The organism is Citrobacter sp. Ce006 (genome assembly GCF_030336535.1).
Lineage (GTDB): Bacteria > Pseudomonadota > Gammaproteobacteria > Enterobacterales > Enterobacteriaceae > Citrobacter > Citrobacter europaeus.
On sequence record NZ_JAOWDO010000072.1, the window covers coordinates 326,884 to 348,573 of the forward strand.

Genomic DNA, 21,690 nt, shown 5'->3' on the forward strand with positions numbered 1-21,690 from the left:
GAGCGGGACTTTTTTGGATTTTTTTGAAGTTGGAAAATCTTTCCAATAAATAGAGGTAGAAAGAAAATGGCAAAAATGAGAGCCGTTGACGCGGCAATGTATGTGCTGGAAAAAGAAGGCATCACCACCGCATTTGGGGTTCCAGGAGCGGCTATAAACCCGTTCTACTCCGCAATGCGTAAGCATGGAGGCATCCGTCACATTCTGGCTCGTCACGTTGAAGGCGCTTCCCATATGGCTGAAGGTTATACGCGTGCAACGGCAGGTAACATTGGCGTCTGCCTTGGCACCTCTGGCCCGGCAGGCACTGACATGATCACTGCACTGTATTCCGCCTCTGCCGACTCTATTCCAATTCTATGCATCACCGGCCAGGCTCCTCGTGCCCGCCTGCATAAGGAAGATTTTCAGGCTGTTGATATTGAGTCTATTGCCAAACCGGTCAGCAAAATGGCGGTAACAGTGCGTGAAGCGGCACTGCTTCCTCGGGTGTTACAGCAGGCATTCCATGTAATGCGCTCTGGTCGTCCAGGTCCGGTGTTGATCGATTTGCCTTTTGATATTCAGGTTGAAGAAATCGAATTCGATCCAGACATGTATGAACCGCTTCCGGTATACAAGCCTTCGGCCAGCCGCAAACAGATTGAGAAAGCGCTGGAAATGCTGATTCAGGCTGAGCGTCCGGTCATCGTGGCTGGGGGCGGGGTGATTAATGCGGATGCCAGCGAACTGCTGCAACGCTTTGCTGAATTAACCCACGTACCGGTAATTCCTACGTTAATGGGCTGGGGATGTATCCCGGACGATCATGAATTAATGGCCGGAATGGTGGGGTTACAAACGGCGCATCGTTACGGAAACGCCACGCTACTGGCCTCCGATATGGTGTTTGGTATTGGTAACCGTTTTGCGAACCGACACACAGGATCCGTCGCGAAATATACCGAAGGTCGCAAAATCATTCATATCGACATTGAGCCGACACAAATTGGTCGCGTTCTTTGCCCGGATTTAGGCATCGTTTCCGACGCCAAAGCCGCGCTGACTTTGCTGATTGACGTTGCTCAGGAGATGCAGAAATCCGGACGTTTGCCTTGCCGGAATACCTGGGTTGATGAATGCCAACAGCGTAAGCGGACGTTACTGCGTAAAACCCACTTCGACAATGTCCCGGTTAAGCCGCAGCGCGTATATGAAGAGATGAATAAAGCCTTTGGTCGCGACGTTTGCTACGTCACCACCATCGGGTTATCGCAAATTGCCGCCGCGCAAATGCTGCACGTATTTAAAGATCGTCATTGGATCAACTGTGGACAGGCAGGCCCTCTCGGTTGGACACTGCCAGCGGCATTAGGGGTTTGTGTTGCCGATCCAAAACGCAATGTCGTCGGGATTTCGGGGGATTTTGACTTCCAGTTCCTGATTGAAGAATTGGCCGTAGGCGCGCAATTCAACATTCCTTACATCCATGTGCTGGTCAACAACGCCTATCTGGGATTGATTCGTCAGTCGCAGCGCGCGTTTGATATGGATTACTGCGTGCAACTGGCATTCGAAAACATCAACTCCAGCGAAGTAAACGGCTATGGCGTCGATCACGTCAAAGTGGCAGAGGGATTGGGCTGTAAAGCCATTCGCGTATTCAAACCTGAAGATCTTGCTCCGGCATTTGAACAAGCCAAAGCCCTGATGGCGCAGTATCGCGTTCCGGTTGTCGTCGAAGTGATCCTTGAACGTGTGACGAACATCTCTATGGGCAGTGAACTGGATAATGTGACCGAGTTTGAAGAGATTGCAGACGGTGCTACCGATGCGCCAACCGAAACCTGTTTTATGAAATACGAATAGATGAGGTGAAAGATGTTACGTTTCTCAGCCAATCTTTCCATGCTGTTTCTGGAATACAGTTTTCTTGAACGCTTCGATAAAGCGGCACAATCGGGATTTCGTGGCGTAGAGTTTATGTTTCCCTACGATTACGACATTGACGTATTAAAGGAAAAGCTGCAGACCAACCAACTGGAACATACGTTGCATAATCTCCCTGCCGGAGACTGGGCGGCGGGTGAACGCGGTATCGCCTGTATTCCGGGGCGCGAAGAAGAGTTTCGCGAGGGCGTGGCGGCAGCTATTCGCTATGCGAAGGCGCTTGGCAATAAGAAAATCAACTGCCTGGTGGGTAAAACGCCAGCGGGGTTTTCCGCCGAACAGATCCAGCAGACGCTGGTGGAAAATCTGCGCTATGCGGCAAATATGTTAGCGCAAGAAGATATTTTATTGCTGATTGAGCCGATCAATCATTTTGATATGCCGGGTTTCCATCTTACCGGAACTCATCAGGCGCTGGCGTTAATTGACAGCGTCGGCTGCAATAATATCAAAATTCAGTATGACATTTATCACATGCAGCGCATGGAGGGAGAATTAACCCAAACCATGACCACGTGGGCAAATAAAATAGGTCATTTGCAAATTGCAGATAACCCTCGTCGCGGAGAGCCGGGGACAGGGGAAATTAATTATGACTTTATTTTTAAGTTTATCGATAAATCAGGTTATGACGGTTGGATTGGTTGTGAATACAAGCCACTGACCACCACCGAAGCGGGATTATCGTGGATTAATCAATATCGATAATTTGTAAGGAATTTCAGGCATCGCTATTTTTTCCACTTTGTTGGCAGGGGATCGTGTTGCCTGAATTCGGGAAAACCGACAGACATATATGAGGTTAAAAATGAAACTGGGATTTATTGGCCTGGGTATTATGGGATCGCCAATGGCGATCAATCTGGCTCGCGCCGGACATCAGCTACATGTGACGACCATTGGCCCTGTAGCGGAAGAATTGCTGTCATTGGGCGCGGTAAATGTTGAAACTGCACGTCAGGTTACTGATTTTGCAGATATTATATTTATAATGGTTCCGGACACGCCGCAGGTTGAAGAAGTGCTTTTCGGCGAACACGGTTGCGCTAAAACCGCATTGCAGGGAAAAACAATTGTCGATATGAGTTCTATCTCTCCTATCGAAACTAAACGTTTTGCTAAGCAGGTTAATGAACTGGGCGGGGACTATCTGGATGCGCCCGTCTCTGGTGGGGAAATTGGCGCTCGCGAAGGTACCTTGTCCATTATGGTTGGCGGTGAGCCAGAGGTATTTGTACGGGTCAAACCGCTGTTTGATATTCTGGGTAAAAATATCACCCTGGTGGGCGGTAATGGTGATGGTCAAACCTGTAAAGTGGCCAACCAAATTATCGTTGCCTTAAATATTGAAGCTGTTTCTGAAGCGCTGGTATTTGCCTCAAAAGCAGGAGCGGATCCAGTTCGCGTACGCCAGGCGTTAATGGGTGGGTTCGCCTCTTCTCGTATTCTGGAAGTACATGGTGAGCGCATGATCAAGCGCACCTTTGAGCCTGGTTTCAAGATTGCATTGCATCAAAAAGATCTCAATCTTGCATTACAAAGCGCAAAGGCACTTTCATTGAGTTTACCAAATACGGCAACCTGTCAGGAATTATTTAATACTTGTGCTGCGAATGGCGGTAGCCAGTTAGATCACTCAGCAATGGTTCAGGCGCTGGAATTAATGGCAAATCATAAATTGTCATGACCGTAGGTATCGCTGCGCTCTTTGCAGCGATACTTCAAAACCAGACACACTTTGGAAAGGTGCAGTCATGAGTGAAAAGAATAAATCCGGTATTGAATACTGGCAGAAGATTGTCGTTGTAATGAGTCTGGGTTGGGTGGCGATATGGATTTATCGCACCGTGTTAACCCCTATTTATCCTGAGATTCAGGCATCCCTGGGAAATGTCAGCAATGCTGAAATAGGCGCCATTGCCAGCTTTTATTTCTTCGCCTATTGCAGTATGCAAATTCCTTGTGGAATTTTGGTCGATAAGTTTGGCCAGAAAATTATGCTGATGTGTGGGTTTACGCTCTTTATCATTGGTACGCTCAGTATCGCTAAAGCCACTGGATTGGCGATGATCTACGCTGGTTCACTAATGGCGGGGGCGGGTTGTGCCTCTTTCTTTAGCTCAGCATATTCACTCTCTTCGGCAAATGTCCCTCAGGCTCGTCGCGCATTGGCAAACGCCATTATTAATAGCGGTTCAGCGATTGGGATGGGGATCGGCTTAATTGGTTCCAGCGTGCTGGTAAAAAGCATGAGTATGGCCTGGCAAAACGTTCTGTTCCTTGTTGCCGCCGTGCTGGTTGTAATGCTATGCGTGTTTACACTGGTTATTCGCGGAAAGACTAAAAGTGAAACACCTGTATCAGGCGAGAAAATACAGACGTTAGCGACGACAGAAGATAAGAGCCCACCGCTGTTTTCAGGTCTGTTATGTAGCGTGTACTTTCTCTACTTCTGTACTTGCTATGGTTATTACCTGATTGTGACCTGGCTTCCGTCTTACCTGCAGACTGAAAGAGAATTCGATGGCGGCGCGATTGGGGCGGCTTCGGCGTTAGTCGCCGTGGTGGGTGTCCCTGGCGCATTGTTTTTTAGCCATCTGTCCGATAGGTTTCGCAACAGCAAAGTCAAAGTTATTCTTGGTCTGGAAATCATGGCCGCCGCAATGCTGGTGTTTACGGTGTTATCGCCGAATACCACGATGCTGATGGTCAGCCTGACTCTGTACGGTTTGCTCGGCAAGATGGCGGTGGATCCGATTTTGATCTCCTTTGTCTCTGAGCAGGCGTCCTCAAAAACGCTGGGCAGAGCATTTAGCCTGTTTAACTTCTTTGGTATGAGCTCAGCGGTTATTGCGCCAACATTAACCGGATTTATTTCTGATTTGACGGGTTCAAAAGAGATAAGCTTTGTCATCTCAGCTTGTCTGGTGGTAACCGGAACGCTTATTTTTGCCGGCGTTACGTTATATAACAAGAAAGCAACACCGATTATTGCTTCAGCATAAAGACATAATAAAAATTATTTGCATTACTTTCTTTATTGTTTTTGTTCCGCATAGCTAAACCCATTACAACGTTATCCGATACGTGACGAGAGGGATTTATGGAACATCAAAGAGAACTATACCAACAACGTGGTTATAGTGACGACTTATTACCAAAAACGGCCGAACAACGGAACTGGAAAACATTCAACTATTTTACATTATGGATGGGTTCTGTGCATAACGTACCTAATTACGTTATGGTTGGCGGGTTCTTTATACTAGGACTTTCCACATTCAGCATCATGCTGGCTATTATTATTAGCGCATTGTTTATTGCGTTAGTTATGGTTATGAATGGTGCCGCCGGAAGTAAATACGGTGTACCTTTTGCAATGATTCTGCGTGGCTCGTATGGTGTACGTGGAGCACTCTTCCCTGGATTATTGAGAGGGGGGATTGCAGCAATTATGTGGTTTGGTCTGCAATGTTATGCCGGATCGTTGGCATTTCTTATTCTGATTGGCAAGATATGGCCCGGATTTTTAACGCTGGGCGGTGACTTTACGTTATTAGGGTTGTCTCTGCCGGGATTAATTACATTTCTTATTTTTTGGCTTATCAACGTCGGTATTGGTTTTGGCGGTGGTAAAGTATTAAATAAATTTACCGCAATCCTCAACCCCTGTATTTATATTGTATTCGGCGGTATGGCTATCTGGGCGATATCCCTGGTAGGAATTGGACCGATCCTGGACTACATTCCTGGCGGAGTGCAAAAGGCAGGCAATAGCGGATTCCTGTTCCTGGTTGTCATTAATGCGGTCGTCGCGGTATGGGCCGCTCCGGCAGTGAGCGCATCAGACTTCACGCAAAATGCCCACTCATTCCGTGAACAAGCATTGGGTCAGACGCTGGGACTTATTGTCGCATACGTGCTATTTGCCATTGCCAGCGTGTGCATTATCGCCGGTGCCAGTATTCACTACGGCGTGGATACATGGAATGTGTTGGATATTGTACAGCGTTGGGACAGCCTGTTTGCCTCGTTCTTCGCGGTTTTAGTTATCCTGATGACAACAATCTCAACAAACGCTACGGGTAATATTATCCCTGCGGGTTATCAGATTGCCGCTATTGCTCCAACTAAATTAACATATAAAAAAGGTGTATTGATCGCCAGTATTATTAGTTTGCTGATCTGTCCGTGGAAATTAATGGAAAATCAGAGCAGTATTTATCTGTTTCTGGATATCATTGGTGGGATGCTCGGCCCTGTTATTGGGGTTATGTTAGCTCACTACTTTATCGTTATGCGTGGCAAAATTAATCTTGATGAATTATATACCGCCAGCGGTGATTATCAATATTACGATAATGGGTTCAATCTGACTGCATTCTCTGTAACGTTAGTCGCCGTAATTCTTTCACTGGGTGGTAAGTTCATTCCATTCCTCGAGCCGTTATCGCGAGTGTCGTGGTTTGTTGGGGTTATTGTCGCTTTTGTGGCATATGCCTTACTGAAAAAAAGAACGGGTGCACAGTCAACCGGCGTACAAAAAGTTACAGGCCAGATGTGATGAAATCAGTAAGCGCATTTTATTAAAAGTGCGTTGTTTATAAAAACTATCTGTATCCATACTAGGAGTTCGTTATGTCTTTTGATTTAATTATTAAAAACGGTACTGTTATTTTAGAAAATGAAGCTCGGATTGTTGATATTGCCGTCCAGGCTGGAAAAATCGCCGCCATTGGCGAGAACCTGGGAGAGGCGAAGCAGGTAATGGATGCGTCGGGTCTGGTGGTTTCACCCGGCATGGTTGATGCGCATACCCATATCTCTGAGCCGGGCCGTACACATTGGGAAGGGTATGAGACGGGGACGCGTGCCGCGGCAAAAGGTGGCATCACCACAATGATCGAAATGCCTCTCAACCAGCTGCCAGCGACGGTGGATCGTGAAACCATTGAGCTGAAATTTGATGCGGCTAAAGGCAAGTTAACCATCGATGCCGCACAGCTTGGCGGCCTCGTCTCTTACAACCTCGACCGTTTGCACGAGCTTGATGAAGTTGGTGTCGTCGGCTTTAAATGCTTTGTTGCCACCTGCGGTGACCGCGGTATCGATAATGATTTCCGTGATGTTAACGACTGGCAGTTCTACAAAGGTGTCCAGAAGCTAGCGGAAATGGGACAGACGGTACTGGTCCATTGCGAAAACGCGCTCATCTGCGACGAACTTGGTGAGGAAGCTAAACGTGAAGGGCGTGTAACGGCGCATGACTATGTGGCCTCACGTCCGGTATTTACCGAGGTGGAAGCGATTCGTCGCGTGTTGTATCTGGCAAAAGTCGCCGGTTGTCGTCTGCACATCTGTCATATCAGCAGTCCGGAAGGCGTGGAGGAAGTGACCCGCGCCCGTCAGGAAGGCCAGGATGTGACCTGCGAATCCTGTCCACATTATTTCGTGCTGGATACCGATCAGTTTGAAGAGATTGGGACCCTGGCGAAATGTTCTCCACCGATCCGCGATCTGCAAAACCAGCGGGGTATGTGGGAAAAACTGTTCAACGGCGAGATTGACTGCCTGGTTTCCGACCACTCTCCATGCCCTCCGGAAATGAAGGCTGGCAATATCATGCAAGCGTGGGGCGGCATTGCCGGGCTGCAAAGCTGCGTGGACGTTATGTTTGATGAGGCTGTGCAAAAACGCGGTATGTCGCTGACGAAGTTCGCTAAATTGATGGCAACCAACGCCGCAGATATTTTTGGTCTGACGCAGAAAGGACGTATTGCCCCGGGTAAAGATGCTGACTTCGTCTTTATTCAACCTGACAGCAAATACGTTTTGAAAAATGAAGACCTGGAATATCGCCACAAAGTTAGCCCGTATGTTGGCCGGACGATTGGCGCACGCATTATGAAAACTATTCTGCGTGGTGATGTTATCTATGACATCGAGCAGGGTTTCCCTGTATCGCCAAAAGGTCAATTTATCCTTAAACATCAACAATAATGTGATGTGACTTAATGCCCGTCATGCTGGCGGGCATTCTCTATTTTAAGGTATGAATATGCTTCCTGTTATTAACCGCGAAAGTTTGTTATCCGGCTTTCAGTGGTTTTTCTTTATTTTTTGTAATACGGTCGTGGTCCCGCCAACGCTGGTTTCTGCTTTTCATCTCCCTGCCAGCAATCTGCTAATGCTTACGCAGTACGCTTTTTTAACGACGTCGCTGGCCTGTCTTGCTCAGGTAATTTGTGGCCATCGTCGCGCTATTATGGAAGGGCCAACCGGTTTATGGTGGGGAACCATTTTGACGATTACTCTGGCTGAGGCGTCGCGCGGAACCCCGCTTAATGATATCGCCACCAGCCTGTCTGTCGGGATTGTCATTTCCGCTGTTCTGACGATGATTATCGGTTTTAGTGGCTTAGGACATCGATTAGCCCGGCTTTTTACCCCGACAGTCATGGTCTTTTTTATGCTGCTGCTCGGTGCGCAACTGACCACCATCTTTTTTAAGGGCATGCTGGGTTTGCCCTTTGGCATTGCTGATACCAGCGTCAAAATTCAACTTGCACCCTTTAGCCTGGCTGTTGCCGTAATGTGCTTCATCCTTGCGATGATCATCTTTTTACCACAGCGGATCTCACGCTATGCCCTGTTGGTGGGGGCGGTAGTGGGGTGGGGACTTTGGCGATTGTGTTTTCCATCAGCATCCCTGCCGTCCAGCGAATTAAGCTGGCAGTGGTTCCCGTTAGGCAGCCATGGCAGACTGTTACCGGGTATTATTCTGACGGCCGTTATCACCGGTCTGGTGAATATTAGTAATACCTATGGCGCGGTACGTGGCACGGACGTATTTTATGCGCAGCAAGGCTCCAGCAGCTCGCGTTACCGCCGATGCTTTATCATTTCCGGCTTTATGACGCTGGTGACAGTGCCTTTAGCCGTGATTCCATTTTCACCTTTTGTTTCTTCTATCGGCCTGTTAACGCAGACCGGCGACAGCTCGCGAACATCATTTATTTACGGCAGCGTATTATGTTTATTCGTGGCGATAGTGACGCCGTTAACCCGCTTATTTTGCGCCATACCGCTGGCAATCAGCAGTGCCGTGATGCTGGTTTCTTATCTTCCGCTGCTCTATTCCGGTCTGGTATTTAGCCAACAAATCACCTTTACCGCGCGGAATATTTATCGACTGGCGCTCCCGCTGTTTGTCGGCATTTTTTTGATGGGGTTGCCTCCGGTGTATTTACAAGATCTTCCGCTGACTATTCGACCATTACTGAGTAATGGCTTGCTGGTGGGAATTTTACTGGCGGTGCTTATGGAAAATCTTATTCCATGGGAACGCATTAAATAGCATGATTAAAAAGGATTGATGATGAAAATTGTAATTGCGCCAGATTCGTTTAAAGAGAGCTTAAGCGCTGACCAATGCTGCCAGGCAATTAAAGCCGGATTTTCAGCCATATTCCCGGAGGCGGAATATATTTGTTTGCCGGTTGCTGATGGCGGAGAAGGGACCGTGGATGCGATGGTGGCGGCAACAGGGGGAAAAGTCATCTCTGTGGAAGTCTGCGGGCCAATGGGGGAAAAAGTCACGGGATTTTATGGCCTGACCGGTGACGGAAAGACCGCCATTATTGAAATGGCGGCGGCGAGTGGGCTGATGCTGGTCGAACCGCAAGCGCGCAATCCTCTCCTGGCCTCAAGTTACGGCACCGGTGAGCTGATTCGGCATGCGCTGGATGCCGGTATTCGTCATATTATTCTTGGTATTGGCGGGAGTGCCACGGTTGATGGCGGTATGGGGATGGCTCAGGCGCTTGGCGTGCGTTTTCTTGATGCGCAAGGTATGTCATTAAATGCGGGAGGCGGCAGCTTGTCTCGTCTTGCGAGCATCGATATGCAACAGTGTGATCCGCGGCTGGAAGCATGTCGCATTGACGTTGCCTGTGACGTGGATAACCCTTTGGTTGGTCCGCGCGGCGCTGCAAGAGTATTCGGCCCGCAGAAAGGGGCCACGCCTGAAATGGTTGAAATGCTGGAGGAAGGGTTACTCAACTATGCCCGTGTGCTACAAACGCTGACCGGTGAGAATGTTGCTCAGGTCGCGGGCGGTGGGGCGGCTGGAGGAATGGGGATTGCTGCGGTTATCTTCCTGCAGGCCAACCTGAAACCAGGCATTGAGATTGTGCTGCAGGCAGTAAAGCTGGAGCAATCAATCAAAGACGCGGCGCTGGTTATTACCGGTGAAGGGCGTATTGATTCACAAACGGTCGGCGGTAAAGCGCCAATTGGCGTAGCGTCGGTGGCCATGCAGCATCATGTTCCCGTTATTGGTATCGCAGGGGTGTTGGGGGAAGGCGTGGAGGTGGTCCATGACCATGGTATTGATGCGGTATTCAGTATTTTGCCGCAGCTCGCCCCGTTGGCGGAAGTGCTGGCTAGCGGCGAAACCAATCTCTATCACTGCGCGCGCAATATCGCTTGTGCGATGAAACTGGGCCAGACGGTAAATCAGCGTTAAGCAAAAAAAAGCCACGGTATAAACCGTGGCAAAACCCAACATAGCTAAATAAAAAATTATCAGGCGGGCTGTACGCCGTTAGATCTCCACATCCCGGTTGCAATCTTTGGAATAGATGTAGCTGAATGCTTCTCCACGACCTACGCCGTATCCGGCCTGCAGGGAATAAGCACCCATAAAAATGTAATCGCCTTTTTTCACCGGGATCCACTGATTGTCGAGGTTATATACTCCCTGGCCTGAAAGAATATAAGCACCGTGTTCCTGCACGTGTGTTTCGATATAACCGTGGCTGGCACCCGGCTCGAACGACAGGATGTGCATATTCATATCGAAGCCCAATTCTTTAGGCAGGAAATCCAGCAGGATCACGTCATCCATACCTTCATAATGAATACGTTCTAATTGGTTGGCGTTACCGGACACCAGCCACGGCGCATGGCCCGCTACTGGCGTGTAACGACGTTTGTATAAAAACAACTGGCTGTCTTCTGCCTGAGTATTGCTGAAAGTGAGCAGTTCGCCTGGCGGGCAATACAGGTATCCACCCTGAGTTAAAGTGAACGTTTGACCTTCCGCTTTCGCCTCAATGTTACCAGAAATAACATATAAGAACGTTTCAATCCCTTCGCCGCCGAAACCGCTCTGGTTGCCACCGTTCTGGTGTAGCGTCACCAGATAATCAACAAACGACGCGCCCAGTTTTGGCGTTGAAAGGATGGTGACGTCACAGTTTTCAAAACCCGGAATGATGTTTTTAACCAGTCCATCGGGGGTTAAGAGGGCGAAGTTACCGTGTTTTACAATTGCGCGGTTAGCCAGTAAATCATCGCGGTAACCCGTGACGTTATTCAAATATCCCATTGTTGACTCCTTATTTCTGCCAGGCAAGTTGATGAAGCATTAATGCCAGAGTTTTGACCCCTTCGGCAAGGTCGTTAATATTTGTACGTTCAGCAGGGTTGTGGCTGATACCGTTAATGCTGGGCATGAAAATCATGCAGGTTGGCACACGAGGAGCGAAAATTTGCGCATCGTGGCCCGCGCCGCTGTGCATCACCCGGTAGTTCAGTTGTTCTTTTTCACACAGTTCAGTGAGAGTGGCGACCAGTTTTGTGTCCATCGGGACCGGCGTTTCGTCCATCCATAAATCGATATCAATGCCAATATCCATTTCATCACAGATGGCGCGCATATCATTTTCCAGTTGCTGGGTAAAATCACGCAGCACTTCGGCGTCGGTATGACGGCAATCGATCGTGAAGATCGTTTTTCCTGGCACTACGTTAACGGTGTTTGGCTGCGGCTCAACTTTGCCAAAGGTCAGCACCAGGGGATCGCCATGCTTTTTCGCTTTCTCAATGGACTGGCTGCAGATGCGGCTGAAGGCGTAAACAGTGTCGCGACGGTAGCTTAGCGGCGTTGTACCCGCATGGTTGGATTCTCCATTCAGCGTTACCGTATAGCGACGCTGTCCGACAATCGCGCTGACAACCCCGATGGACTGACCATTGCTTTCAAGTACGCACCCTTGCTCGATGTGCAATTCAACAAAGGCTTTAATGTCAGTGCGAGCGTGAAGCGGTTTGGTGGGGAGAGTAAAGCCGCAGGCGTTCATCGCATCAACAAAACGCGTGCCTTTGGCGTCCTGGATGTTGCGGACATCATCGGGATTCGCCAGCCCAAAAATGTTCTTACTGCCCCAGAAGACATACGGGAAACGGCTGCCTTCTTCTTCTGCCATCGAGACCACTTCGACTGTTTTCAGCGGTGCGCCGTAGGTGGTCTTAAGCCAGTCAATCGCTAACCAAGCCGCCAACACACCAAACTGACCGTCAAGATTGCCGCCGTTGACGACGGTATCGATATGCGAGCCGCTTAAAATTACCTGTTCCGGGGATTCGCTACCGCGCAGGCGACCGTATAAATTGCCCACTTCATCAAAGCGCGTTTCAAGGCCGCTGGCATCCATACGCTTTTTAAATTGCTGTTGTGTTTCAAGCCATTCTGGCGAATACAGCAGGCGCGTCATCCCACCGGAAGGATCTGCGCCAAAGGAAGAGAGCCAGGGAAGGGTTTCTTCTATTGCGTGACGAAAATGGTTGATCATCTGAAATTCCTGTTTCAATAATTATTGTGCAAAGGGATTCTTTGTTTCGTATGACTTGATATAGAGGGCATCGGAAATCAGGTATTGATAAATCTCGTCAACAATGTCGACACCATGGGCCGCAGCATTGCGTTGATTAATATCTTGATCCTGTCCGGGGTAATAAACCTGTTTAAAACCAGGTGCAGGAGTAACAGCATTTAACTCTTGCATGGTTTGACTGAGATGCTGACGAAATAATTGGCTGGAGGAGAAAAACTCAGGATTAATTACTATATGCAGTTGGCCTAAATTACGTCCAGTATGTAAATCTTCATACATTGAACTGACCTGACGACCAAACGGTAATCCCAGCAGAATGCCGGATAACACATCGATCATCATCATCAGACCATAGCCTTTAGGTCCGGCGGCGGGAAGCAACGCATTGACTGCAAAAGGATCGGTGGTCGGCGAGCCATTTTTATCGACAGCCCAGGTGTTCGGGATCGCTTCGTTGCGCGAGCGGGCATCCAGAACTTTTCCCCAGGCCTGCACCGTCGTCGCCATATCAAAGGTTATGATATCGTCGCCTTCCCCTGGTGCGGCGAAGGCTAGCGGATTAGTGCCGTAGTAAATATCTGCGCCGCCGAACGGTACGACCATTGGGTCGGACTGGCATACGGAGAGGCCAATCAGGCCTGCGCGAGCGGCTTTTTGCACAAAGTAAGAAATGGCTCCGCTGTGTCCCATTCGGCTAATGCCGACAACGGCGACACCATTTTTTTTAGCAATTTCAATTGCATGCTCCATACCCATCTTTGCTGCGACTTGCCCGGCGGCATTATCGGCGTGCAAAATCGCTGTGCAGGGACCGGTATCTTCAAAACGAAATGTGGGTTCGCGGTTAGTGCCGCCTTTTGAAATGCGCTCGGCATAGTATTCAACGCGTACGGCGCCATGAGAGTGAATACCTCTGGCATCTGCATAAACCAATACCTCGGCAACCGTTGCGGCGTGCTCACGTTTTAGTCCGGCCTTGCAAAGCTTATTCTCGATAAGCTGGTGGAGTTTTTCCCGACTGATTTTCATCTGTCTTCCTTTTTAACGACGGTGTGAAGCATGACTGCCGTTAACATACCGGGAATATAAATAGATTATGTGATCCAGACACGCAAAAAAATATAGTTAGAATTTATTTGATAATCAGTGCTGATTTGCCATTTCTTTTTAAATAAAAAATTCCGTTAAAAAATAGCATGTAATCCTGTGGTGGTTATTAAAATTCTTTTGCTAATAAATTGTATGTGATTTTAATCACTCTATTTGTGATGTCGGATATATACCTTGAGCTCCACATTAACACTACTCGTGCAATTGCCATGGGTGCAATTATTAAGGGGTTGTTATGATTCACGCCTTTATTAAAAAAGGGTGTTTTCAGGACTCTGTCAGTTTAATGATTATTTCACGCAAGCTGAGTGAGTCCGAAAATGTAGATGATGTTTCGGTCATGATGGGAACGCCAGCGAATAAATCGTTGCTGGAAACGACCGGGTTTTGGCATGACGATTTTAATCAGGCAACGCCGAATGATATTTGCGTGGCTATTCGTACTGAAACGGCGGATGAAAGTATTACCCAGGCCATTTTGCAGCAACTGGATGAGTCGTTGCAGCAGTTGGCGCAGGCTACCGGGGGGAGCCAAACGCTCCTGCAGGTCAGACGCTGGGAGAGCGCGTGTCAGAAACTACCTGAAGCGAATATGACGTTAATTTCTGTTGCTGGCGAATACGCAGCAGAGCTGGCGAACCAGGCGCTGGATCGCAACCTGAACGTCATGATGTTCTCCGACAACGTCACGCTGGAAGATGAAATCAATCTGAAGCGTCGCGCACAAGATAAAGGTCTGCTGGTGATGGGACCGGATTGCGGAACTGCCATGATCGCCGGTACGCCGCTGGCTTTTGCCAACGTGATGCCGGAAGGCAACATTGGTGTGATAGGCGCATCCGGCACAGGGATCCAGGAGCTCTGTTCACAGATAGCGCTGGCCGGGGAAGGCATCACTCACGCCATCGGCCTGGGCGGTCGCGACCTGAGCGCCGAGGTGGGTGGCATTAGTGCGCTTACCGCACTGGATATGCTCGGCGCAGATGATAAAAGCCAGGTGCTGGCCTTTGTGTCAAAACCACCGGCAGAGGCTGTTCGCCAGCATATCGTCACGGCGATGAAAGCCACGGGCAAACCTGTGGTAGCCCTGTTTTTAGGTTACACCTGCACAGCGCCCCGCGATGAGAACGTCTGGTTTGCATCGACGCTAGATGATGCGGCTCGTCTCGCTTGTTTGCTGGCGCGAGTCACGGCGCGACGCAGTGCGCTTACTGCTTCGGGAGATGGCCTAATTCGGGGGCTCTATACCGGAGGTACGCTGGCTGCCGAAGCCGCGGGACTGCTGGCCGCGCACCTGAACGTTGCTGCGGATGCACAGCATCATCATGGCATGATGCTGGATGCCGCCGGGCACCAGATTATCGATCTGGGGGATGATTTTTACACCGTTGGGCGACCGCATCCGATGATCGACCCTGCGTTACGTAATCAACTTATTACGGATCTGGGTTCACAACCACAGGTGCGGGTGCTGCTGGTGGATGTCGTGATTGGCTACGGGGCGACGGCAGATCCTGCTGCGTCACTGGTTCAGGCCTGGCAGAAGGCATGTGTTGCCCGAGATATCGACCAACCATTGTTTGCGATTGCGACGGTGACCGGTACAGAAGGTGACCCGCAGTGTCGTTCATTGCAAATCGCTACGCTGGAAGATGCCGGAATTGCCGTGGTGAGTTCGCTGCCTGAGGCAACACTGCTTGCCGCCGAACTGATTCGACCATCTCAACCGTTATCTCATCAATCCGCACCTTCGCTACTGGAAAAAGTAGCGGTTATTAATGCCGGGTTACGCAGTTTTGCGCTGGATTTACAGGCGGCAGAAAAGCCGGTGGTGCATTACCAGTGGGCGCCTGTCGCTGGCGGTAATAAAAAACTGGCTCGTTTATTAGAACGTTTGCAATAAGGGGTTCCAATGTTTACATCAGTGGCGCAAGCCAATGCTGCAGTAATCGAAGAAATTCGTCGTGCGCGTCCGCACTGGCTGGATGTGCAACCCGCGTCCTCGTTAATCAGCGAACTCAATGAAGGAAAAACGCTGCTTCATGCGGGACCGCCAATGCGTTGGCAAGAGATGACCGGCCCGATGAAAGGGGCTTGCATTGGTGCATGTCTTTTTGAAGGGTGGGCCAATGATGAAATGAGCGCACTGGCATTACTGGAGCAGGGAAAAGTCAATTTTATACCTTGCCATCATGTTAATGCCGTGGGGCCGATGGGCGGGATCACTTCTGCCAGCATGCCGATGCTGGTAGTAGAAAACATCACAGAAGGGAATCGGGCTTACTGCAACCTTAACGAAGGTATCGGCAAGGTGATGCGTTTCGGCGCGTATGGTGAGGATGTCCAGCAGCGTTTACGTTGGATGCGTGATGTTCTGATGCCGGTCTTAAGCGCAGCGCTGAGCACCCTGGAGCAGGGTATTGACCTGACCGCCATGATGGCGCAGGGCATAACGATGGGCGATGAGTTCCATCAGCGCAACATTGCCTCTTCAGCCCTGTTGATGCGTACGCTGGCGCCGCAAATTGCCCGTCTGGAACATGATAAGCAGCAGATTGCTGAGGTGATGGATTTCCTCAGTGTGACCGACCAGTTCTTCCTTAACCTGGCGATGGCTTACTGCAAAGCGGCAATGGATGCCGGAGCAATGGTGCGTTCCGGCAGTATTGTGACCGCAATGACCCGTAATGGCGATATGTTCGGTATTCGCGTGAGCGGACTCGGCGATCGCTGGTTTACTGCGCCTGTTAACACACCGCAGGGGCTGTTCTTTACCGGTTTTTCGCAGGAGCAGGCTAATCCGGATATGGGCGATAGCGCCATCACCGAAACTTTTGGTATCGGCGGCGCGGCAATGATCGCCGCACCAGGCGTAACGCGTTTTGTCGGTGCAGGCGGGATGGAGGCCGCGAAGTCCGTTTCCGAGGAGATGGCTGAAATCTATCTGGAACGCAATATGCAGTTGCAGATCCCCGGCTGGGACTTCCAGGGGGCCTGCCTGGGGCTCGATATCCGTCGCGTGGTTGAAACGGGGATTACGCCGCTGATCAATACCGGTATCGCCCATAAAGAGGCCGGTATTGGCCAGATTGGCGCGGGTACGGTCCGTGCGCCGTTGGCCTGCTTTGAGCTGGCTCTGGAAGCGCTGGCTGAAAGTATGGGCATTAGCTAAGAGAGCCGCGCATGATGATCATCCGTCCTCTGATGGGCAGTCAGCAGTCTGCGGATTTTCGCCAGTCATGGCAATTGTCTGGCGTCTGGCGGCGCTCGATTAACCTTGTGGCCGAAGGGGGCGCACTGTTAACGCTGCATCGCCAGGGAAGCGGCTTTAGCCCTGGGGGATGGGTGATCCGTTCGCATGACTTTGATGCGCTGCGTGCGGCGTTAAGTGGTAGTGACATCCCTCTGGCTGTCCCCGGGGGGATTGCGTTGGGGCCGTATCTGTTACGCCAGCCGCAGCGTCGTTGTTCATTGCAAATAACCTATCGCCCCCATGCCCCGCGCCTTGCACCGGCCTGGATGGATCGCGGCGAGGAAACGGGATTATTCGGACCGTTAATGCTGGCGGCAAGCCTGCCTTTGTGCCCCGAGCTGCGCCAGTTTCGCCACTGCTTCTTCTCGGCGCTTGCCGGCTTGTCGACAGACTGGCGACAGTGGTTAGGCAAAGGACCTGGTTTAACGCCCAGCCATGATGACACGTTGACCGGTATGCTGTTGGCCGCATGGTATTTCGGCGCGCTGAATAAGCATTCCGGGCACCGTTTCTTTGATTACTCCGGCAACCTTGAACAGGCGACGACAGTGGTTAGCGTGAGTTACTTGCGCTACGCGGCGCTAGGGTACTTTGCTTCACCTTTACTCCACTTCACCCATGCTCTGCGTCGCCAGGAAAGGCTGGATGCGGCGATAAATTCGCTGCTGGCGCTTGGGCACACCTCCGGCGCAGACACCCTGTTAGGGTTCTGGATTGGACAACAAATCATAGAAGGATAGGGAATGAAAACGCTGGTTGTTGCTCTCGGTGGCAACGCATTATTGCAGCGCGGCGAGGCGCTGACGGCAGAAAATCAATACCGTAATATTGCCAGTGCTGTACCCGCCCTGGCGCGTCTGGCGCGTTCATACCGCCTGGCTATCGTTCATGGCAACGGACCGCAGGTTGGCCTGCTGTCGTTACAGAATCTTGCCTGGAAGGAGGTTGAACCTTACCCGTTGGATGTGCTGGTGGCCGAGACGCAGGGCATGATTGGTTATATGTTGGCCCAGAGCCTGACCGCAGAACCGGAGATGCCGCCGGTGACCGCAGTGTTAACCCGTATTGTGGTATCCGAGGACGATCCTGCGTTTATGTCACCGGAAAAATTTATCGGCCCGGTGTATTCGCCCGAAGAACAAACGCAACTGGAAGCCACCTACGGCTGGCATATGAAGCGTGACGGCAAATACCTGCGGCGTGTTGTCGCCTCGCCTGAGCCTCGCCAGATCGTAGAAAGTGATGCCATTAAGCTCTTGCTCAAAGAAGGGCATGTGGTGATTTGTAGCGGGGGAGGCGGCGTCCCCGTCACTGGCGAGGGATTAGGGGCTGAAGCGGTCATCGATAAGGACCTGGCGGCAGCGTTGCTGGCTGAACAGATCGACGCCGACGGTCTGGTTATTCTTACCGATGCCGATGCGGTCTACGAAAACTGGGGGACGCCGGAGCAGCGCGCGATTCGTCAGGCCTCCCCTGATGAACTGGCACCGTTTGCTAAAGCCGATGGTTCGATGGGACCAAAAGTGACCGCCGTCAGCGGATATGTGAAACGACGTGGAAAACCGGCATGGATTGGCGCGCTGTCACGTATTGAAGATACGCTGGCGGGCAAAGCCGGAACCTGTATCCGTCTGTAAAAAACGGGGGCGTGTGTATGTACGCCCCCGTATCAACTTATTTCAGCTTTGACTGCGCCCAGATGATACCGCTGGCATATTCCGGCGGCAGCAGGGGAATAAGCGCTTCCAGCGTGGCGCTAAGGCGCGCGGTATCGCTGTCGCTCAGGTTCAGGTGACCCACCTTACGCCCTTCACGCACTTCCTTGTCATACCAATGCAGGTGTACCAGCGGCAGCTTCAGCCAGTCGTAGTTCAGGTCGCTGCCGATCAGGTTTACCATCACCGAAGGATTGTTCACCACCGGCGTCGGCAGCGGCAGGCCAGTAATGGCGCGCAGGTGCAGCTCAAACTGGCTGATGCTGGCGCCGTTTTGCGTCCAGTGCCCGCTATTGTGCACACGAGGAGCCAGTTCGTTAATCAGCAGACCCTCTGGGGTGATGAAACACTCCATTGCCATCACGCCGACATAGCCCAGCTCCTGCATGATGGCAGAGAGCATCGCTTCGGCCTGTTCCTGCTGTCTGGCGTTAGCCTGCGGGAAGACTACGCTGGTGCGCAGAATGCCGTCCTGGTGCAGGTTATGGGTCAGCGGATAGAAGACGGTGCTGCCGTCGTGCGCACGAGCGCCAACCAGGGAGACTTCACCGGAGAAGTTGATTCCCCGCTCAACGATGCATTCGCCGTAGCAATCGTCCGGCAGTTGCTCAGTTTCATTTGCGCGCAAGCGCCACTGTCCACGTCCGTCGTAGCCGCCGACGCGACGTTTCACAATCGCCAGCTCGCCAAGTTTGTCGAATATCGCAGACCATTCGCTTTTATCTGCCAGCAGTTGCCATGGCGCGGTCGCCAGACCGAGCTTGTCAAAAAGCTGCTTTTGCGTCAGACGGTCAGCAATAATCGGGAAGACGTCGCGGTTAACAAACGCCGGGTGGCGTGCCAGTTCGCGAGTGAGCGCCGTTTCCGGCCAGCGCTCAATCTCAGCGGTGATCACGCTTTGTTGAAAAGGGACCGCAGCCGGTTCAGCGTCCAGCCCGACGGGCCAGACCGCTATGCCCAGTGGCTCACCGGCCTGGCGCAGCATGCGCCCTAGCTGTCCGTTGCCAAGTACGCAGACCTGCTTCATGCGACACCTCGCGGGTCCGGGTTCTCCAGCACCTCATCGGTTTGCGCTTTGCGCCAGTCGTTCAGACGCTGGTGTAAGGCTTTGTCGTGTGTTGCCAGAATTTGCGCGGCCAGCAGGGCCGCATTGGCCGCGCCCGCTTTGCCGATCGCCAGCGTGCCCACCGGAATACCGCGAGGCATTTGAACGATGGAATAAAGGCTATCTACGCCGCTCAATGCTGCGCTTTGTACCGGAACGCCTAAAACAGGCACCAACGTTTTCGCCGCAATCATGCCTGGCAGATGTGCAGCACCACCGGCACCGGCAATAATCACCTGATAGCCGTTCTCTTCAGCGCCTTCGGCGAAACTGAACAGTTTGTCTGGGGTACGGTGAGCAGAGACGACCTCAACATGGTGTGGAACGTCCAGCATTTCGAAGATTTCGGCGGCGAACTGCATGGTAGCCCAGTCGCTTTTGGACCCCATCACGATGGCGACACGCGCCGGATTATTGCGGGAAGACATGCGTCTGAAAACTCCTGTGGTGCACTACACTCGACTTTTGAGGCCCCAGAGAATAGCATAATTCACCGTCAAGGAAAACGATTGCGCGCTTTACACTTCACTCTTCAAGCTGCCTCTTTGTTGGCTGCATCTGCTCACCCCAGTCACTTACTTTTGTAAGCTCCAGGGGATTCACAGATTTGCCGCCTCGATGCAACTCGAATAGTTTTGTGTAAAGAGGAACTGGGTATCTGCAGAATTAAAACGGAAATGCGATCAGTTCAACGTCGTGTGGTGTGACTTTGATCATCGAACCTTCGCTGTGCCATGCGCCTAATACCACGCGGAAAGCAGGTTGCTCATTGGCAGAAAGTTCGTGGACCGCCGGGCGGTGGGTATGGCCGTGAATTAACCACTGAACCTGATGTTTTTCCATCTCAGCGATAACGGCCTGCTGATTCACATCCATGATCTCCAGCGACTTGCTGCTGTTGGCCGCTTTGCTGTTGGCGCGCATTTTCGCAGCGATTCGCTGGCGAACGAACAGCGGCAGGGCGAGGAACAGTTTCTGTAACCAGGGTTGATGCACTTTGGCGCGAAATGCCTGATAGCCCGCGTCGTCGGTGCATAAGGTGTCGCCATGCATGATCAGCACCCTGCGGCCATACAGGTCGAGCACTTTTTCTTCGGGAAGCAAGGTCATGCCGCTCTCACGGGCAAAACGTTTGCCGAGCAGAAAATCACGGTTGCCGTGAATAAAAAAGCAGGGAACGCCGGAATCCGCCAGCGATTTTATCGCCGCGGCCATTTCATGATGCAGCGGATTAGGATCGTCGTCGCCAATCCAGGCTTCAAACAGGTCACCGAGAATGTACAGCGCATCGGCCTTTCGCGCATCGCCGGCTAAAAAACGCAGAAAACCGGCGGTGATCGCCGGTTCTTCTGTGCAGAGGTGAAGATCTGCAATAAACAGTGTCGTCACGATTACTCGCTGACGGTCACGTTTTCGATGATGACGTCTTCTTTAGGCACATCCTGGTGCATACCGCTGCGACCGGTGGAAACGCCTTTGATTTTATCAACCACGTCCATGCCTTCAACAACTTCAGCGAACACGCAGTAACCCCAACCCTGCATGCTTTCGCCGGAGAAGTTCAGGAAGTCGTTGTCTGCAACGTTGATGAAGAACTGTGCGGTTGCGGAGTGCGGAGCCTGAGTACGCGCCATCGCCAGCGTACCACGGGTGTTTTTCAAACCGTTGTTCGCTTCGTTTTTGATCGCTTCTTTCGTGGCTTTTTGCTTCATGCCTGGCTCGAAACCACCGCCCTGGATCATGAAACCGTTAATAACACGGTGGAAAATGGTGTTGTTGTAAAAACCTTCGCGGCAGTAGTCCAGGAAGTTTTTAACTGTTTCAGGCGCTTTATCATCAAACGTTTTGATTACGATATCGCCGTGATTAGTGTGGAAAGTAACCATTTTTGCATCCTGT

Annotated in this window: 19 protein-coding genes; 12 read left to right on the forward strand and 7 right to left on the reverse strand. The window is 51.2% G+C overall.

The features are described from left to right. Nucleotides 1–66 precede the first annotated feature (66 nt). From gcl to glxK, 8 genes are all read left to right on the forward strand, one after another. Nucleotides 67–1,848 (forward strand): glyoxylate carboligase, encoded by a 1,782-nt coding sequence (gcl, locus tag OGV94_RS15935; RefSeq protein ID WP_100194059.1) that lies wholly within the window; start codon nucleotides 67–69, stop codon nucleotides 1,846–1,848. Nucleotides 1,849–1,860: 12 nt separating this feature from the next. Next, nucleotides 1,861–2,637 carry a hydroxypyruvate isomerase gene (hyi, locus tag OGV94_RS15940; RefSeq protein WP_047412942.1) on the forward strand — a complete coding sequence of 259 codons (777 nt, stop codon included), beginning with the start codon at nucleotides 1,861–1,863 and terminating at the stop codon, nucleotides 2,635–2,637. Between the two features lie 100 nt (nucleotides 2,638–2,737). Further along, nucleotides 2,738–3,616: a 2-hydroxy-3-oxopropionate reductase gene (gene glxR, locus OGV94_RS15945; protein ID WP_043015459.1), complete on the forward strand. Its 879-nt coding sequence runs from the start codon at nucleotides 2,738–2,740 to the stop codon at nucleotides 3,614–3,616. A 67-nt stretch (nucleotides 3,617–3,683) separates the two neighbouring features. Further along, nucleotides 3,684–4,934 (forward strand): MFS transporter, encoded by a 1,251-nt coding sequence (locus tag OGV94_RS15950; RefSeq protein ID WP_047412939.1) that lies wholly within the window; start codon nucleotides 3,684–3,686, stop codon nucleotides 4,932–4,934. 98 nt (nucleotides 4,935–5,032) lie between these two features. Continuing rightward, the gene (locus OGV94_RS15955; protein ID WP_213733171.1) at nucleotides 5,033–6,493 is read left to right on the forward strand and encodes an allantoin transporter; all 1,461 of its coding nucleotides are present in this window, start codon (nucleotides 5,033–5,035) and stop codon (nucleotides 6,491–6,493) included. Between the two features lie 74 nt (nucleotides 6,494–6,567). After that, nucleotides 6,568–7,929 carry an allantoinase AllB gene (allB, locus tag OGV94_RS15960; RefSeq protein ID WP_080625604.1) on the forward strand — a complete coding sequence of 454 codons (1,362 nt, stop codon included), beginning with the start codon at nucleotides 6,568–6,570 and terminating at the stop codon, nucleotides 7,927–7,929. Between the two features lie 58 nt (nucleotides 7,930–7,987). Continuing rightward, nucleotides 7,988–9,286 carry a uracil/xanthine transporter gene (locus OGV94_RS15965; RefSeq protein ID WP_043015463.1) on the forward strand — a complete coding sequence of 433 codons (1,299 nt, stop codon included), beginning with the start codon at nucleotides 7,988–7,990 and terminating at the stop codon, nucleotides 9,284–9,286. Nucleotides 9,287–9,307: 21 nt separating this feature from the next. Further along, nucleotides 9,308–10,456, forward strand: coding sequence for a glycerate 3-kinase (glxK, locus tag OGV94_RS15970; protein ID WP_286523944.1), 1,149 nt, complete (start codon nucleotides 9,308–9,310; stop codon nucleotides 10,454–10,456). Between the two features lie 78 nt (nucleotides 10,457–10,534). Here the strand turns inward: glxK and allE are convergent, their stop codons facing one another. From allE to allD, 3 genes are read right to left on the reverse strand one after another with little or no spacing between them, the layout of a single operon-like run. Beyond that, on the reverse strand, nucleotides 10,535–11,320 hold the full coding sequence (gene allE / locus OGV94_RS15975; protein ID WP_043015465.1) for a (S)-ureidoglycine aminohydrolase: 786 nt from the start codon (nucleotides 11,318–11,320) through the stop codon (nucleotides 10,535–10,537). Nucleotides 11,321–11,330: 10 nt separating this feature from the next. Further along, entirely contained in the window at nucleotides 11,331–12,566 is a 1,236-nt protein-coding gene (gene allC / locus OGV94_RS15980) for an allantoate deiminase (RefSeq protein ID WP_043015466.1), read from the reverse strand. A 21-nt stretch (nucleotides 12,567–12,587) separates the two neighbouring features. Further along, entirely contained in the window at nucleotides 12,588–13,637 is a 1,050-nt protein-coding gene (gene allD, locus OGV94_RS15985) for an ureidoglycolate dehydrogenase (RefSeq protein ID WP_043015467.1), read from the reverse strand. Nucleotides 13,638–13,953: 316 nt separating this feature from the next. Between allD and OGV94_RS15990 the strand changes: the two genes are divergently transcribed. From OGV94_RS15990 to OGV94_RS16005, 4 genes are read left to right on the forward strand one after another with little or no spacing between them, the layout of a single operon-like run. Next, nucleotides 13,954–15,621 carry an acyl-CoA synthetase FdrA gene (locus OGV94_RS15990; protein WP_047412930.1) on the forward strand — a complete coding sequence of 556 codons (1,668 nt, stop codon included), beginning with the start codon at nucleotides 13,954–13,956 and terminating at the stop codon, nucleotides 15,619–15,621. Between the two features lie 9 nt (nucleotides 15,622–15,630). Continuing rightward, entirely contained in the window at nucleotides 15,631–16,890 is a 1,260-nt protein-coding gene (locus tag OGV94_RS15995; RefSeq protein WP_043015469.1) for a YlbE family protein, read from the forward strand. Nucleotides 16,891–16,901: 11 nt separating this feature from the next. Beyond that, entirely contained in the window at nucleotides 16,902–17,711 is an 810-nt protein-coding gene (locus OGV94_RS16000; RefSeq protein ID WP_043015470.1) for an oxamate carbamoyltransferase subunit AllH family protein, read from the forward strand. Nucleotides 17,712–17,714: 3 nt separating this feature from the next. Next, on the forward strand, nucleotides 17,715–18,608 hold the full coding sequence (locus OGV94_RS16005) for a carbamate kinase (RefSeq protein WP_043015471.1): 894 nt from the start codon (nucleotides 17,715–17,717) through the stop codon (nucleotides 18,606–18,608). 37 nt (nucleotides 18,609–18,645) lie between these two features. On the opposite strand, the gene purK is transcribed toward OGV94_RS16005, so the two are convergent. The 4 genes from purK to ppiB all read right to left on the reverse strand — a co-directional run bounded on the left by purK (nucleotide 18,646) and on the right by ppiB (nucleotide 21,677). Next, entirely contained in the window at nucleotides 18,646–19,713 is a 1,068-nt protein-coding gene (gene purK / locus OGV94_RS16010) for a 5-(carboxyamino)imidazole ribonucleotide synthase (protein ID WP_075145045.1), read from the reverse strand. Continuing rightward, on the reverse strand, nucleotides 19,710–20,219 hold the full coding sequence (purE, locus tag OGV94_RS16015; RefSeq protein WP_043015473.1) for a 5-(carboxyamino)imidazole ribonucleotide mutase: 510 nt from the start codon (nucleotides 20,217–20,219) through the stop codon (nucleotides 19,710–19,712). The genes purK and purE overlap by 4 nt, the downstream gene beginning before the upstream one ends. A gap of 238 nt (nucleotides 20,220–20,457) precedes the next feature. Then, on the reverse strand, nucleotides 20,458–21,180 hold the full coding sequence (lpxH, locus tag OGV94_RS16020) for a UDP-2,3-diacylglucosamine diphosphatase (protein WP_286523766.1): 723 nt from the start codon (nucleotides 21,178–21,180) through the stop codon (nucleotides 20,458–20,460). Nucleotides 21,181–21,182: 2 nt separating this feature from the next. Then, entirely contained in the window at nucleotides 21,183–21,677 is a 495-nt protein-coding gene (ppiB, locus tag OGV94_RS16025) for a peptidylprolyl isomerase B (protein ID WP_003021875.1), read from the reverse strand. Nucleotides 21,678–21,690: the final 13 nt, after the last annotated feature.